Source organism: Azohydromonas sp., assembly GCF_035325925.1.
GTDB lineage: Bacteria > Pseudomonadota > Gammaproteobacteria > Burkholderiales > Burkholderiaceae_C > Calidifontimicrobium.
The window spans coordinates 1-15,801 of sequence record NZ_DAOKZA010000012.1 but is presented as its reverse complement, the minus strand read 5'-3'; the positions used below and the strand labels follow the sequence as shown (position 1 = coordinate 15,801).

Sequence of the window (15,801 nt, the reverse complement as noted above, 5' to 3'; positions counted from 1 at the left end):
GACGGCCGGGCTCAGCGCGGTCGGGAGGTGATCGTGCCGGCCGGGCGGCTCGGGCCGCCACCGGCACACGCGTTCCTGGGCGAAGCAGTGGTCGTGACAACGATCCGGTGGGGTCAGTCGTCGTGCGTGGCCGTCACGGCCCGCGCGCTCGCGCTCGCCGGCGGGAAGCGCCTTGGGCCGGTGACCCGCGGGTGACGCCGTGGTGACGGCGATCACCGCTCGTAGTGATTGGGCCGGATTGTAGCCGCGGTGACGCCGGCCGCGTCGAGCACCCGTTGCCAGGCCGACGCGAGGTCGCCCGGCGGCTGGACGGCGAAGGCGCACCAGCGGCCGTCGTGCGGGTGCGCGAAGCCCAGCCGCGCCGCGTGCAGTGCCTGGCGCTGCAGGCCCAGCGCCGGCGCGCCGCCGTACAGCGCGTCGGCGACCAACGGATGACCGCGATGCGCCAGGTGCACGCGGATCTGGTGCGTGCGGCCGCTGTGCAGCCGGCACCACAGCGCGCTCGCACCCAGCGCGCGCGCCAGCGGCATCACGTCGGTGCGTGCCGGCTTGCCGCCGGCGAGCACCGCCATGCGCACGCGCGACCGCGGGTCGCGCCCGATCGGTGCATCGACGCTGAACGGCGCCGCGCCGACGTCGCCCTGCGCCAGCGCCTGGTACTCGCGCTGCACCTCGCGCGCGGCGATCGCGCGCACCAGCGCGGTCATCGCCGGCAGCGTCTTGGCCACGACCATCAGGCCCGAGGTGTCCTTGTCGAGCCGGTGCACGACGCCGGCGCGCGGCAGCATCGCCGCCTGCGCGTGGTGGGCCAGCAGCGCGTTGACCAGCGTGCCGGCCCAGTGCCCCGGCGCCGGATGCACGACCAGTCCGGCGGGCTTGTCGAGCACCAGCAGGTGCGCGTCCTCGTGCACGATCGCCAGTGCCATCGCCTGCGGCCGAAACGCCAGCGCCTGCGCCGTGGGCACCAGGTCGAGCGCCAGCCGCTGGCCCGCGCGCACCGCGCGCGACGCGCTGGTCGCGCGCCGACCGTCGACACGCACGTGGCCGCGCTCGAGCAGCGACTGCAGGTGGCTGCGCGAAAACTCCGGGGCGATGGCCACCAGCGCCTTGTCGAGCCGCACGCCGTGCAGCGCGGCGTCGGCGACGCATTCGCGCTGCTCGACCGTGCCGGCCTCGTCCGGCGCCTCGTCGTCGGGCGCGTCGGCGTCGGGCAGGGGGCCGGCCTCGGGCGGGGTCGCCATTACACTGCGCGCTGTCTTGCTGTGGAGCGGACGTCGGCGCCGCCGACGCGAACGATGAGCTTGGAACCTGGGACTCGCCGCGGCCTGCGCGCCGCATCGAAGGTCGTCGTGCTGACGGTGATCGCGCTGCTCGCGGCCTGCGCCGGCAAGCCGCGCGACGACAACACGACGCAGGCGGTCGAGCAATTGTATGCAGAGGCCCGCGACGACATGACCTCGGGCAGCTACGACCGCGCGATCGCCGCGCTGCAGCGCGTCGAGGGGCGCGCCGCCGGCACCCTGCTGGCGCAGCAGGCGCAGCTCGACCTCGCGTACGCGCGCTGGAAGTCGGGCGAGCGCGAGGCTGCGATCACCGGGCTCGACCGTTTCATCCGCCTGCACCCGTCGAGCCCGGCGATCGACTACGCGATGTACCTGCGCGGCATGGTCAATTTCGTGGACAACCTCGGGCTGTTCGGCAGGCTGTCGGGCCAGGAACTGTCCGAGCGCGACCAGCAGGCCTCGCGCGAGGCCTACCAGTCGTTCAAGCAGCTCGTCGACGCGTACCCGCAGTCGAAGTACGCCGACGACGCGCGCGTGCGCATGGACTACATCGTCAATGCGCTGGCCGAGTACGAGGTGCACGTCGCGCGCTACTACTACCGGCGCGGCGCGTTCGTCGCCGCGGCGAACCGCGCGCAGTACGCGCTGCAGGAGTACCGCCAGGCACCGGCCGCCGAGGAGGCGCTGTACCTGCTGGCGCGCAGCTACGACCAGCTCGGGCTGGCGCCGCTGCGCGACGACGTCGAACGCGTGCTGAAGCTGAACTTCCCCGACAGCCGATTCCTGCGCGACGGGCTGGTCGAGCGCGACCGCTCGTGGTGGCGCCTGTGGTGAGCCGCTAGGCCCGTGCGGCGGCGAGGCGCGCCAGCCAGTCCATGGCCTCGGCCTCGTCGCGCAGCAGCGGCATCGGCGGCAGCGCCGCGCGCAGCCGCGCACCGTAGCCCATCTGCGTCAGCCGCGGGTCGCACACGACGAGCAGGCCGCGGTCGGTCTCGCTGCGGATCAGCCGCCCGGCGCCCTGCTTCAGCGACACCGCCGCCTCGGCGACGAAGTAGCCGTTGAACGCCGAACCGCCGGCACGCTCGATCTGCCGCACCCGCGCTTCGACCAGCGGGTCGTTCGGCGGCGGGAACGGCAGCTTGTCGATGATCACGCACTGCAGCGCGTCGCCGCGTACGTCGATGCCTTCCCAGAAGCTCTGGGACCCCACCAGCACCGACGCGGGACGGGCCAGGAAACGCTGCAGCAGTGCGCGCTTCGGTTCGCTGCCCTGCACCAGCACCTCGAGGCGTTCGCCGGCGGCCGCCAGCTGCCCGGCCAGCGTGTCGGCGACAAGCGCCAGCGCGCGCAGCGTCGTGGTCAGCACGAAGGTGCGCCCGCCGAGCGCCCCCGCGCACCGCGCCGCCACGCGCGCCACCGCCTGCGCGTGCGCCGTGTCGCCCGGGCGCGGCAGCCGCGCCGGCACCCACAGGCGCGCATGCGCCGCGTAGTCGAACGGGCTACCGAGCTTGAGCGTGGTCGCGTCGGCGAGCCCGCTCGGCCCGGTGAACCAGGTCAGGCGCTCGTCGTCGCCGAGCGTCGCCGACGTGAAGACCCACGCCTTCGGTGCCGCGGCGCGCTGCGCGTCGAGCGCCTCGCGAATGTCCAGCGCCGACTCGACCAGCCGCACGTGCAGCGCGGTGAGGTCGATCCAGCGCACGCGGTCGGCGTCGCAGGGCGAGGCGAACTGGCGTGCCCGCTGCGCGAAGTCGCCGGAGCGCTGGCGCAGCTTGGGGAAGTCGGGCGCGAGTTCGCTGACCGTGTCCAGCGCCGCGGCGGCATCGTCGGCCCCGGCGGCCAGCGCCGCGAGCGCGCGATCGAATCCGTCACCGCCGGCGACTTCGGCCCAGCGGCGCTTGAGCGTGCCGCGCACGTCGCGCATCCCGGCGCCGGCGGCCAGCCGCAGCTCGCGCGCGGCGCGGTCGCACGCGGTGGCCAGCTCGGCCCAGGGCTGCAGCCCGCGCGCGTGCTGCAGGCCGGCGGCGAGCAGGTCGCGCGCGAAGTCGATGACCGCCGCGCTGCCCAGGCTGCGACCGAGGAACTGCACGCCGGCCTCGACGAGCTGGTGCGCTTCGTCGAAGATCGCCACGTCGACCGTAGGCAGCAGCTCGGCGACGCCGCTGTCGCGCAGCGCGAGGTCGGCGAAGAACAGATGGTGGTTGACGACGACGATGTCCGCGGCCATCGCCTCGCGCCGCGCGGCCATCACGTGGCAGTCGCGCCAGCGCGGGCAGTCGCTGCCCAGGCAGTTGTCTCGCGTCGACGTGACCAACGGGATCACCGGCGAGCGTTCGTCGAGCCCGGTGAGTTCGGCGAGGTCGCCGCCGCGTGTCGTCGGCGCCCACTGCTCGACGCGGGCGAGCGCGCGCACCGACAGGCGATCGGGCAGTTGCGCGCCCCGGCGCGCCTGATCGAGGCGGTGCAGGCACAGGTAACTGGCGCGGCCTTTGAGCAGCGCGAGCCGTGCCGGCACGCGCAGCGCCTGCGCCAGTCGTGGCAGGTCGCGGCCGAACAGCTGGTCCTGCAGGCTCTTGGTCGCGGTGCTGACCAGCGCGCGCCGCCCCGACAACAGCAGCGGCACCAGGTACGCGAAGGTCTTGCCGACCCCCGTGCCCGCCTCGACGACGAGCGCCGTGCGCGCCTCGATCGCACGCGCGACGGCACGTGCGAACACCTGCTGCACGTCGCGCTCGACGTAACCCGCGTCGGCACGCGCCAGCGGCCCGCCCGCAGCGAACGCCGCGTCGACCGCCTGCTCGAGTTCGAGCGTTCCCGCGTCGTCGTGCGCGGCCATCACGCCACGCCGCAAACGTCAGCACGGCCCTGCCCGAACCCGCGCCACGAACCGGGCGCAGGCCCTTCGAGCGGCCGCGGCGGATCCGGCTTCGCCGTTCCGCTGGCGGCGCCCCCCCGGGGGGGAGGCGTCGAAGGCGCTTCGGGGCGGGGCAAGATCACGCCGGCTCGGGCGGATCGAGCTGCGCCTCGAGACGCGCGATCTGGTCGCGCAGCAGCAGGCGGCGCTTCTTCAGCCGACGCAGCACCAGGTCGTCGACGGGCCGGTCGAGCGCTGCGCGGTCGATCAGGTCGTCGAGGTCGGCGTGTTCGATGCGCAGCTCGATGAGCTGGCGCTGCGGCGAGTGCAGGTTGTCGTCCATCGCGAAGCGTCGTCGAGTGTAGCTTTCGCACGCGGTGGCGACGCAGGCGCTGCCGTATATTGCTCGCCATGACCAAAGCCACCCTGGCTTATCGGCTTTCGGCAGCCACCGCGTTGCATCGCGGGGACCGGCTGTACCAGCAGGACCAGGTGCAGATCCTGGTGCACGAGCGTGCCGCCGGCTGCGCGCTGGCCGTGCTCGCCGACGGCATGGGGGGCAAGAGCGGCGGTCGCAAGGCCGCCGACCAGGTGCTGCTGACCGCGCGGCAGCTGTTCGAGCGCTTTTCGCCGACGCACGACGACCCGGCCGAGTTGCTGCGGCAGTTGGTGCTCGAGGCGCACCTGATGATCAAGCTCACCGCGATCACCGCCGAGGAGGAACCGCACAGCACGCTGGCGACGTTCCTCATCACGCCCGGGCTGCGCTGCGACGTGGCCCACGCCGGCGACTCGCGCGTCTACCACTTCCGCGGCGCCGAGATGATCGGCCGCACGACCGACCACTCGTACGTGCAGCGGCTGCTCGAGGACGGTGAACTCAGCGAGGACGAGGCCAACGCGCACCCGCAGGCCAACCTGCTCACCGGCTGCCTGGGCACGCAGCAGGACCCGCCGGTGACGCTGGCGCACATCGAGCGGCTCGAGATCGGCGACACGCTGTTGGCCTGCAGCGACGGCCTGTGGCACTACTTCACGCCGACCGAGTTCGGCGAGGTGGTCAACGAGCTGCCGGTGCGCGAGGCCAGCGAGCTGCTCGTCGAGAAGGCCCGCCGCCGCGCGCGCGGCGGCGGCGACAACCTGTCGCTGGCGATGATCAAGGTCGAGACGCTGCCGAAGTCGAAGTAGCAGGCAGCGTGGCCGGCGAAGCTCAGGTCAGCCGCGTGTCGACCTGGCGCTTGCCCTGGGCGACGTACTCGGCCGACTGCATCTCGTGCAGCCGCGAGACGGTGCGGGGAAACTCGTGCGCCAGCGGCCCTTCGGTGTACAGCTGCTCGGGCTCGACCGCCGCCGACAGCACCAGCCGCACACGCCGGTCGTACAGCACGTCGACCAGCCAGGTGAAGCGGCGTGCCTCGCTGGCCAGCTTCGGCGGCATCTGCGGCACCCCCGACAGCAGCACGGTGTGGAAGCGCGACGCCAGCTCCAGGTAGTCGTTCTGCGAGCGCGGCCCGCCGCACAGGGTCCTGAAGTCGAACCACACGACGCCGCCGGCGCGACGACGCGCGTGCAGCGTGCGGTGTTCGATGCGCAGCGCCGGGTCCTCGTCGCTCGCGTCGGCGATCTGCTCGAAGGCCGTCGTCATCGCCGCGTCGGCGGCCGGCCCGAGCGGCGTGTGGTAGGTGCGCAGCTTCTCGAGCGCACGCTGGCGGTAGTCGGTGCCGGCGTCGACGTCGATCACCTCGAGCCGGTCCTTGAGCAGCGAGATCGCCGGCAGGATGCGGTCGCGGTGCAGCCCGTTCGGGTACAGGCCGTCGGGGTGGAAGTTCGACGTCGTGACGATGCTCACGCGGTGGTCGAACAGCGCCTTGAGCAGGCGGTGCAGGATCATCGCGTCGGTGACGTCGGCGACGTGGAACTCGTCGAAGCAGATCAGCCGGAAGCGCCGCGCGATGCGCGCGCCGAGCTCGTCGAGCGGGTTCGCGGTGCCCTTGAGCTCCTGCAACTCGCGGTGCACCTCGCGCATGAACTCGTGGAAGTGCAGTCGCGTCTTGCGCTTGAGCGGCACCGACTGGAAGAAGCAGTCCATCAGGAAGCTCTTGCCGCGCCCGACGCCGCCGAACATGTACACGCCGCGCGGGATCGGCGGCTTCACGAACATGCGCTGCAGCGCGGTGCGACGCCGCGCCAGGTAGGCGATCCACTCGTTCTCGCAGCGCTCGAGCGCATCGACCGCGCGCAGCTGCGCCGGGTCGGGCAGGAACCCGCGCTCGCGCAGGGCGCGCTGGTAGGCCTGGCGCACGCCCACCGGCGTCAGAAGTTCAGCGTGCGCTTGTCGACCGCCAGCGCGGCCTCCTTGGTCGCCTCCGACAGCGACGGGTGCGCGTGGCAGATGCGCGCGATGTCCTCGCTGCTGGCGCGGAACTCCATCGCGACGACCGCCTCGGCGATCAGCTCGCTGGCCATCGGCCCGACGATGTGCACGCCGAGGATCTCGTCGGTGCCGGCGTCGGCGAGGAACTTGACCATGCCGGTGGTGTCGCCGAGCGCGCGCGCGCGACCGTTGGCGCTGAACGGGAAGGTGCCGGCGCGGTAGGCGCGGCCCGCGGCCTTGAGCTGCTGCTCGGTCTGGCCGACCCACGCGATCTCGGGGCTGGTGTAGATGACCCACGGCACGGTGTTGAAGTCGACGTGCGGGTGCTGGCCGGCGATGCGTTCGGCTACCGCGACGCCCTCCTCCTCGGCCTTGTGCGCGAGCATCGGCCCGCGCACCACGTCGCCGACCGCCCACACGCCGGGCAGGTTCGTGCGGCAATCGTCATCGACGACGATGGCGCCGCGTTCGTCGAGCCGCAGGCCGACGGCTTCGGCATTCAACCCCGTGGTGTTCGGCACCCGGCCGATCGAGACGATCAGGCGCTCGACCTGCAGCGACTGCGCGGCGCCCTTGGCGTCGGTGTAGGCCACCGTGACGCCGTCCGCGCCGGCGTTCACCTCGCCGACCTTGACGCCGAGCTCGATCCTGAGCCCCTGCTTGGTGAACGCCTTGTGCGCCTCCTTGGCGATCTGCTCGTCGACCGCGCCGAGGAAGGTCGGCAGCGCTTCGAGCACGGTCACCTGCGCGCCCAGGCGCCGCCACACCGACCCCATCTCGAGCCCGATCACGCCCGAGCCGATCAGCCCCAGCGTCTTCGGCACCGCGGGGATGCGCAGCGCCCCGTCGTTGCTGAGGATGCGCTGCTCGTCGAACGCGACGCCGGGCAGCGCGCGCGCGGTCGATCCGGTGGCGACGATGACCTGCTTGCCGACCAGCGTCTCGTTGGCCGCGCCGGCCACCGCGATCTCGTACCCGTCGTCGACGGCCTTGACGAACGAGCCGCGGCCATGGAAGAAGCCGACCTTGTTCTTCTTGAACAGGTAGAGGATGCCGTCGTTGTTCTGCTTCACGACGGTATCCTTGCGCGCGAGCATCTTCGCGACGTCGATGCTGAGGTCCTTCAGGCCGATGCCGTGCGCGGCGAAGTGCTTGCCCGCGTGCTCGAAGTGCTCGCTCGACTGCAGCAGCGCCTTGCTGGGGATGCAGCCGACGTTGGTGCAGGTGCCACCCGGCGCCGGGCCGCCGGCGGCGTTGGTCCACTCGTCGATGCAGGCGGTGGCGAAGCCGAGCTGAGCGGCGCGGATGGCGGCGATGTAGCCGCCGGGGCCGCCGCCGATGACGATGACGTCGAAGTTCTTGCTGGACATGGTGGTGGGGGTCAGCGCTGGCGGTTCAGTCTTCGAGCGGCACGAAGATCCACAGCAGCAGGTAGATGAGCAGGCCGGCGCCGCCGAACAGCGCCAGCAGCGCGAACAGCAGGCGCCAGATCCACGAGTCGACACCGGTGGTCAGCGCCAGCCCGCCGCACACACCGCCGAGCCACTTGTCGGTGCGGTTGCGGCGCAGCGTGTTGATCGCCGCCACCGCCGGCGGCGGGGCTGGCGGCGGTGGCCGGTCGGCGAGCAGCCGCGCCTTCGCGCGCGCGAACTCGTCGTCGTTGAGGGCCCCCTTCGCGTGCAGGGCCTCGAGCTTGGCGAGTTCGTCGGCGAGGTTCATCGCGGTGCTCCCGGGTTCGACGCGACAACGACGTTCAGATGTCGAACAGCAGGCGCGCCGGATCCTCCAGCGCCTCCTTCATCGCCACCAGTCCGAGCACGGCCTCGCGGCCGTCGATGATGCGGTGGTCGTACGACATCGCGAGGTAGTTGATCGGGCGGATCACGATCTGGCCGTTCTCGACGACGGCGCGGTCCTTGGTCGCGTGCACGCCGAGGATCGCGCTCTGCGGCGGGTTGATGATCGGCGTCGACAGCATCGAGCCGAACACGCCGCCGTTGCTGATCGAGAACGTGCCGCCGGTCAGCTCCTCGAGGCCGAGCTTGCCGTCCTTGGCCTTGACGCCGAACTCGGCGATCTTCTTCTCGACCTCGGCGAAGGTCAGCTGGTCGGCGTTGCGCAGGATCGGTACCACCAGCCCGCGCGGCGACCCCACCGCGATGCCGATGTCGAAGTAGCCGTGGTAGACGATGTCGTTACCGTCGACCGAGGCGTTGAGGATCGGGTACTTCTTCAGCGCGTGCACCGCCGCCTTGACGAAGAAGCTCATGAAGCCGAGCTTGACGCCGTGCTCCTTCTCGAAACGGTCCTGGAACCGCTTGCGCATCTCCATCACCGGGGCCATGTTGACCTCGTTGAAGGTGGTGAGGATGGCGTTGGTGGCCTGCGACTGCAGCAGCCGCTCGGCCACGCGTGCGCGCAGCCGCGTCATCGGCACGCGCTGCTCGGGACGGTCGCCGAGGTTGAGCTTCAGCGGCGCGGCCACCGGCGGCAGCGGCTTGGCCATCGCCGCGGCGACCGGCACGCCCGCCGGTGCCGCGGCGAGCGGCGGCGCCGCGATCGCACCGAGCACGTCGCCCTTGGTCACGCGGCCGTCCTTGCCGGTGCCGGCCACCGAACCGGCGGGCACCCCGTGGTCGGCCATCAGCTTGGCCGCCGCCGGCATCGCGACGGCGGACTTCGCGGCGCCGGCCGGCGCCGCGGGGACCGGTGCGGCGGCGGGCGACGGTGCCGGCGAGGGCGCTGCCACCGGTGCGACGCCGACGCTGGCCTCGGTGTCGATCCTCGCGATGACCTGGTCGCTGGTGACGGTGCCGCCGTCACCGACGACGAGCGCGGCGAGCACGCCTGCGGCCGGCGCCGGCACCTCGAGCACGACCTTGTCGGTCTCGATCTCGATCAGGATCTCGTCCATCGCCACGGCCTCGCCGGGCTTCTTCTTCCACTGCAACAGGGTCGCCTCGGCGACCGACTCGGACAGCTGCGGGACCTTCACTTCAACGATTGCCATGATGTTCTTTCCGGGGGTGACACGCGCCCGTCAAGCGGCCGCCGCGGATCCGGCTTCGCCGGTCCGCCGGCGGTGCCCCGCGAGGCAGGCGCCGCAGGCGCTTCGAGGTGGTGCTATTTCGTCAGCACGAATCCCTTGAGCTTGCCGAACGCCTGGTCGACCAGCGCCTTCTGCTGCTCCTGGTGCAGGTGGCTGTAGCCGACCGCGGGCGACGCGCTCGCCGGCCGCCCGGCGTAGCCGAGCTTCTGACCGTCGGCCATGTTCTCGTGGATGTAGTGCTGCACGAAGAACCAGGCCCCCTGGTTCTGCGGTTCGTCCTGGCACCACACGACCTCGGTGGCGTTCGGGAAGCGCTTCAGCTCGGCAGCGAAGGCCTTGTGCGGGAACGGATAGAGCTGCTCGACGCGCACGACCGCGACGTCCCACGCCTTCTTCTCGTCGCGGCGCTTGAGCAGGTCGTACACGACCTTGCCCGAGCAGACGATGACGCGCTTGACCTTCTCGCCGACCACCTCGGCGCGCTGCGGCCCGATCACGGTGCGGAATTCGCCCTTCGTGAACTCCGCCAGCGGCGAGGTCGCGTCCTTGTTGCGCAGCAGCGACTTGGGCGTCATGATCACCAGCGGCTTGCGGAACATGCGCACCATCTGCCGGCGCAGCAGGTGGAAGATCTGCGCGGGCGTGCTCGGCTGGCACACCTGCATGTTGTGCTCGGCGCAGAGCTGCAGGAAGCGCTCGAGCCGCGCCGACGAGTGCTCCGGCCCCTGCCCCTCGTAGCCGTGCGGCAGCATCAGCACCAGCCCGTTGACGCGGCCCCACTTGACCTCGCCCGAGGCGATGAACTGGTCGATGACGACTTGCGCGCCGTTGGCGAAGTCGCCGAACTGCGCCTCCCAGATCGTCAGCGTGTTCGGCTCGGCCGACGCGTAGCCGTACTCGAAGCCGAGCACCGCCTCCTCGGACAGGATCGAGTCGATCACCGTGAACGGCGCCTGGTTGTCGGCGACGTTGGCCAGCGGCACGTAGGTGCCTTCGTCGTAGCGTTCGCGGTTCTGGTCGTGCAGCACCGCGTGCCGGTGCACGAAGGTGCCGCGCCCGCAGTCCTCGCCCGACAGGCGCACCGCGTATCCGCTGGCCACCAGCGACGCGTAGGCCAGGTGCTCGCCCATGCCCCAGTCGACGTTGATCTCGCCGCGACCCATCGCCGCGCGGTCGGCGAGCACCTTCTCCACCAGCGGGTGCAGCTTGAAGTTGGCCGGCACCGTGGTGATGCGTTCGGCCAGGCGCTTGACCTCGGCCAGCGGCAGCGCGGTGTCGGCGGTGTCGGTCCACTTCTTGCCGAGGAACGGCGCCCAGTCGACCGCGTACTTGCTCTTGAAGTTGGTCAGCACCGGGTCGGCGGTGTGGCGGCCGGCGTCCATCGCGGCGCGGAACGACTTGGCCATCTCGTCGGGGCCGCCCTCGGCCATCACGCCCTGCAGCACGAGCTTGTCGCCGTAGAGCTTGCGCGTGCCCGGGTGCTTGGCGATCTTCTTGTACATCAGCGGCTGCGTCAGGCTCGGCGTGTCCTGTTCGTTGTGGCCGAGCTTGCGGAAGCACACGATGTCGACCACCACGTCCTTCTTGAACCGCTGGCGGTAGTCCATCGCCAGCTGCGTGCACAGCACCACCGCCTCGGGGTCGTCGCCGTTGACGTGCAGCACCGGCGCCTCGATCATCTTCACGACGTCGGTGCAGTACAGCGTCGAGCGCGTGTCGCGCGGGTCGCTGGTGGTGAAGCCGATCTGGTTATTGATCACCAGGTGCAGCGTGCCGCCGGTGTAGTAGCCGCGCGTCTGCGCCAGCGCCAGCGTCTCCATCACGACACCCTGGCCGGCGAAGGCCGCGTCGCCGTGCACCAGCACGGGCAGCACCTGCAGGCCCTCCTTGTCGCCGCGACGGTCCTGGCGCGCGCGCACCGAGCCTTCGACGACCGGGTTGACGATCTCCAGGTGCGACGGGTTGAACGCCAGGCTCAGGTGCACCGGCCCGCCGGCGGTCGACACGTCGCTGGAGAAGCCCTGGTGGTACTTGACGTCGCCCGCAGGCAGGTGCTCGGGCGCGGTGTGCTCGAACTCGGCGAACAGGTCCTTGGGCATCTTGCCCAGCGTGTTGACGAGCACGTTCAGTCGGCCGCGGTGCGCCATGCCGATGACGATCTCCTGCACACCCTGCGCGCCGGCGCGCTGCACCAACTCGTCCATGGAGGCGATGAAGCTCTCGCCGCCTTCGAGCGAGAAGCGCTTCTGGCCGACGTACTTGGTGTGCAGGTAGCGCTCGAGCCCCTCGGCGGCGGTCAGGCGGTCGAGGATGTGCTTCTTCTGCTCGGCCGTGAAGCTGGGCTTGCTGCGGATCGACTCGAGCCGCTCCTGCCACCAGCGCTTCTCGGCCGGGTCGGTGATGTGCATGAACTCGGCGCCGATGGTGCCGCAGTACGTCTCGCGCAAGGCCTGCACGATCTCGCGCAGGGTCATGTCCTCGGCCTTGGTGAAGTAGGTGTTCGTCGCGCTGAACGTCAAGTCCATGTCGGACTCGGTCAGGTCGTAGAACGCCGGCTCCAGTTCGGGAATCTTCGGGCGCTCCTGGCGCTTGAGCGGGTCGAGGTCGGCCCAGCGGCTGCCGAGGAATCGGTAGGCGGCGATCAGGCTCTGGACGTGAACCTGCTTGCGCGCGATCGCCAGGTCGGCGCTGGTGGTCTTGACCGCGAACGCGTTGGCCTTGGCGCGCTGCGCGAACGACTCGACCACCGGGGCGTGCGCGACGTCGCGCGCCTCGCTGCCGTCGACGGCGGGCACGTGCTGCAGGTTGTCGAAGTAGGCGCGCCAGTTGTCGGGCACGCTGCCGGGGTTGTCGAGGTAGGCCTCGTACAGTTCCTCGACGTAGGAGGCGTTGCCGCCGAACAGGTACGAGTTGCCCCGGTACTGCTGCATCATCGCTCGCTCACCTTTCGCCCCGGTTTCCAGGGCTCCGATGGGTTGTCAAAACCTTCCGCGACCCGGCTTCACCGGTTGGCGGATTGCGACCCGCCTTGCTGTTCGTTTCGCACCAGACCGGGTGGCCTGGACCAGCAAGGGGACGGGAAGGACCTCAGATCACGGCCGCGACTTTACTCCGGTTTTCCCCGACCGCGCCGGGATTGGACACCGTCAACCCTTCGACTTTGCTGACAACCGAGATGCACGTGGCGTGCGATCCACGCGCAGCGAGCGCCGCGCGACGCGGCGCGCCGCCACCGGGCCCCGGCCCGGCCGGTGTCCCGCTCAGCGAAGCGACAACCTGTCGCGCGCCGCGTGGTACTCGCGCTGCAGGCGTGCCACCAGTTCGCCCGCCGGCAGCACCGCGTGCACCGCGCCGATGCCCTGGCCGCAGCCCCAGATGTCCTTCCACGCCTTGGCGGCGCCACCGCTGGCAAAGTCCATCGTGCTGACGTCGCCGTCGGGCAGGTGGTCGGGGTCCAGCCCGGCGGCGCGGATCGACGGCTTCAGGTAGTTGCCGTGCACGCCGGTGAACAGGCTCGAGTAGACGATGTCGTCGCTGGTGCTGTCGACGATGCACTGCTTGTAGGCGCCGGAGGCGCGCGCCTCGTCGGTGGCGATGAACGCCGAGCCGATGTAGGCGAAGTCGGCACCCATCGCCTGCGCGGCGAGCACGCCGCCGCCGGTGGCTATCGCGCCCGACAACGCGAGCGGGCCGTCGAACCATTCGCGGATCTCCTGCACCAGCGCGAACGGGCTCTTGACGCCGGCGTGGCCGCCGGCGCCGGCGGCCACCGCGATCAGCCCGTCGGCCCCCTTGTCGACGGCCTTGTGCGCGAAGGCGTTGTTGATCACGTCGTGCAGCACGACACCGCCCCAGCCGTGCACCGCGTCGTTGACGTCGGTGCGTGCACCCAGCGACGTGATCACGATCGGCACCCTGTACTTCGCGCACACCTGCATGTCGTGGTCGAGCCGGTCGTTGCTCTTGTGCACGATCTGGTTGATCGCGAACGGCGCGGCAGGCCGGTCGGGATGGTCGCGGTCCCAGGCCGCCAGCGTCTCGGTGATCTCGGCCAGCCACTCGTCGAGCTGCGACGCGGGCCGGGCGTTGAGCGCCGGCATCGAGCCGACGACGCCCGCGGTGCACTGGGCGACGACGAGCCCGGGATTGCTGACGATGAACAGCGGCGCGCCGATCACGGGCAGGCGCACACGGGCGAACACGGGGGGCAAGGGCACGAAGGTCTCCTGGTGACGGGCGCCGGCAGTGTGCGCGATCACGCCGCCCGCGCGCGGTCACGCGGGCGACACGGTGGCGCAACGGTTCAGAACGCCTCGAGCGCCATCGACGCGACGCCCTCGGCGCCGTCGACGATGCTGTCGCGCCATCCGGGCGCCTTGCTGAGGATGTGCTCGGCGTACACGCGCGCGGTCGCCACCTTGGCCTGCATGAAGGCGATGTCCCGGCCGGCGGCCAGCGCGCGTTCGGCAGCCAGCAGCGCACGCGCCATCTGCCAGCCGGCCATTAAATTGCCGGCGAGCATCAGGTACGGCACCGAGCCGGCGAACGCAGCGTTCGGATTGGCTCGCGTGTTCGCGACGATGAAGTCGACCACCTCGAGGTAGGCCTGGCGCCCCGCGCGCAGGTGCTTGAGCATCGCGCGCGCCGCGACGCTGCCGGCCGCGGCCAGATCCCCTTCGGTGGCCTCGACGCGCGCGGCGATCGCCCTGGCGGTGGCGCCGCCGTCGCGCGCCGTCTTGCGCCCCACCAGGTCGTTGGCCTGGATCGCGGTCGTGCCTTCGTAGATGGTCAGGATCTTCGCGTCGCGCAGGTACTGCGCCGCGCCGGTCTCCTCGATGAAGCCCATGCCGCCGTGCACCTGCACGCCCAGGCTCGCCACCTCGAGGCTCATCTCGGTGCTGTAGCCCTTGACCAGGGGCACCATGAACTCGTAGAAGGCTTGGTTCTGCGCGCGAACCCCCGCGTCGGGGTGCGCGTGCGCGGCGTCGTAGGCGGCGGCGGCCACCGCGGCCATCGCCCGGCAACCCTCGGTGTAGGCGCGCATCGTCATCAGCATGCGTCGCACGTCGGGGTGGTGGATGATCGGCGCCGCCTTGTTCATCGAGCCGTCGACCGGGCGCGACTGCACGCGCTCGCGCGCGTAGGCCACGGCCTTCTGGTACGCACGCTCGGCCAGCGCGATGCCTTGCATGCCCACCGCGTAGCGCGCGGCGTTCATCATGATGAACATGTACTCGAGGCCGCGGTTCTCCTGGCCGACGAGGTAGCCCACGGCACCGGGCCCGGTGCCGTTCACGTCGTTCGCCGCCGTGCCGTCGCCGTACTGCAGCACCGCGGTCGGGCTGGCCTTGATGCCCAGCTTGTGTTCGATGCCGACGCAGTGCACGTCGTTGCGCGCGCCCAGCCGGCCCTCGGCGTCGACGAGGAACTTTGGCACGATGAACAGGCTGATGCCCTTGACGCCCTCGGGCGCCCCGGACACGCGCGCCAGCACCAGGTGCACGATGTTCTCGGCCATGTCGTGCTCGCCGTAGGTGATGAAGATCTTCGTGCCGAAGATCTTGTAGCTGCCGTCGGGCTGGGGCTCGGCGCGTGTGCGCACCAGCGACAGGTCGCTGCCGGCCTGCGGCTCCGTGAGGTTCATCGTGCCGGTCCAGCGGCCTTCGATCATCGGCGGGATGTACAGCGCCTTCTGCGCGTCGCTGCCGGCGGTCAGCAATGCCTCGATCGCGCCGTCGGTCAGCAGCGGGCACAGCGCGAAGCTGAGGTTGGCGCTGTTGAGCATCTCGCCGCAGGCCGCACCGATCGTCTTCGGCAGCCCCTGGCCGCCGAACTGCGCCGGGTGCTGCAACCCCTGCCAGCCGCCTTCGGCGAACTGGCGGAACGCCTCCTTGAATCCCGGCGTCGTCGTGACCTTGCCGTCGTGGAACGACGACGGGTACTTGTCGCCCTCCCAGTTCAGCGGCGCGACGACGTTTTCGTTGAACTTCGCGCACTCGTCGAGCACCGCCTGTGCGGTCTCGACGCCCGCGTCCTCGAAGCCGGGCAACTGCGCGACCTGGGCCAGGCCGGCGAGCTCGGTCATCGCGAACAGCATGTCCTTGACGGGGGCACGGTAGGTCATGTCGGACTCCGGATGGAATGCGGGGCGCTCGCAGCGCCCCGGAGGTGAAGACTGTCGATGCTCAAAGCTTTTCGACCAGCTCGGGCACCGCGGTGAACAGGTCGGCCTCGAGCCCGTAGT

The 15,801-nt window shown here is 71.0% G+C and carries 12 protein-coding genes; 2 read left to right on the top strand and 10 right to left on the bottom strand.

Going from position 1 to position 15,801, the window contains the following annotated elements:
- Positions 1-212 precede the first annotated feature (212 nt).
- Positions 213-1,241, bottom strand: coding sequence for an RluA family pseudouridine synthase (locus tag PKC53_RS06430; RefSeq protein ID WP_324427425.1), 1,029 nt, complete (start codon positions 1,239-1,241; stop codon positions 213-215).
- A 54-nt stretch (positions 1,242-1,295) separates the two neighbouring features.
- On the opposite strand from PKC53_RS06430, the gene PKC53_RS06425 reads away from it, so the two are divergent.
- Positions 1,296-2,117 carry an outer membrane protein assembly factor BamD gene (locus PKC53_RS06425; protein ID WP_324427423.1) on the top strand — a complete coding sequence of 274 codons (822 nt, stop codon included), beginning with the start codon at positions 1,296-1,298 and terminating at the stop codon, positions 2,115-2,117.
- Between the two features lie 4 nt (positions 2,118-2,121).
- Here the strand turns inward: PKC53_RS06425 and PKC53_RS06420 are convergent, their stop codons facing one another.
- Together PKC53_RS06420 and PKC53_RS06415 are read right to left on the bottom strand one after the other, a co-directional pair.
- Positions 2,122-4,116 carry an ATP-dependent DNA helicase gene (locus PKC53_RS06420; protein WP_324427421.1) on the bottom strand — a complete coding sequence of 665 codons (1,995 nt, stop codon included), beginning with the start codon at positions 4,114-4,116 and terminating at the stop codon, positions 2,122-2,124.
- Between the two features lie 157 nt (positions 4,117-4,273).
- The gene (locus PKC53_RS06415; protein WP_324427419.1) at positions 4,274-4,477 is read right to left on the bottom strand and encodes a DUF465 domain-containing protein; all 204 of its coding nucleotides are present in this window, start codon (positions 4,475-4,477) and stop codon (positions 4,274-4,276) included.
- Positions 4,478-4,545: 68 nt separating this feature from the next.
- On the opposite strand from PKC53_RS06415, the gene PKC53_RS06410 reads away from it, so the two are divergent.
- Complete coding sequence (locus PKC53_RS06410) at positions 4,546-5,322, top strand: protein phosphatase 2C domain-containing protein (protein WP_324427417.1); 777 nt, start codon at positions 4,546-4,548, stop codon at positions 5,320-5,322.
- A gap of 22 nt (positions 5,323-5,344) precedes the next feature.
- On the opposite strand, the gene zapE is transcribed toward PKC53_RS06410, so the two are convergent.
- The 7 genes from zapE to PKC53_RS06375 form a co-directional block, all read right to left on the bottom strand.
- Complete coding sequence (gene zapE, locus PKC53_RS06405) at positions 5,345-6,442, bottom strand: cell division protein ZapE (protein WP_324427415.1); 1,098 nt, start codon at positions 6,440-6,442, stop codon at positions 5,345-5,347.
- Positions 6,443-6,447: 5 nt separating this feature from the next.
- Positions 6,448-7,878, bottom strand: a complete 1,431-nt coding sequence (lpdA, locus tag PKC53_RS06400; RefSeq protein ID WP_324427414.1) for a dihydrolipoyl dehydrogenase — start codon at positions 7,876-7,878, stop codon at positions 6,448-6,450.
- A gap of 25 nt (positions 7,879-7,903) precedes the next feature.
- The gene (locus PKC53_RS06395) at positions 7,904-8,227 is read right to left on the bottom strand and encodes a PspC domain-containing protein (RefSeq protein WP_324427413.1); all 324 of its coding nucleotides are present in this window, start codon (positions 8,225-8,227) and stop codon (positions 7,904-7,906) included.
- Positions 8,228-8,261: 34 nt separating this feature from the next.
- Positions 8,262-9,518, bottom strand: coding sequence for a 2-oxoglutarate dehydrogenase complex dihydrolipoyllysine-residue succinyltransferase (gene odhB, locus PKC53_RS06390; protein ID WP_324427412.1), 1,257 nt, complete (start codon positions 9,516-9,518; stop codon positions 8,262-8,264).
- 113 nt (positions 9,519-9,631) lie between these two features.
- Entirely contained in the window at positions 9,632-12,490 is a 2,859-nt protein-coding gene (locus PKC53_RS06385; protein ID WP_324427411.1) for a 2-oxoglutarate dehydrogenase E1 component, read from the bottom strand.
- Between the two features lie 327 nt (positions 12,491-12,817).
- Positions 12,818-13,774 (bottom strand): nitronate monooxygenase family protein, encoded by a 957-nt coding sequence (locus PKC53_RS06380; protein WP_324427410.1) that lies wholly within the window; start codon positions 13,772-13,774, stop codon positions 12,818-12,820.
- Positions 13,775-13,860: 86 nt separating this feature from the next.
- Positions 13,861-15,681, bottom strand: a complete 1,821-nt coding sequence (locus tag PKC53_RS06375; protein WP_324427409.1) for an acyl-CoA dehydrogenase — start codon at positions 15,679-15,681, stop codon at positions 13,861-13,863.
- Positions 15,682-15,801: the final 120 nt, after the last annotated feature.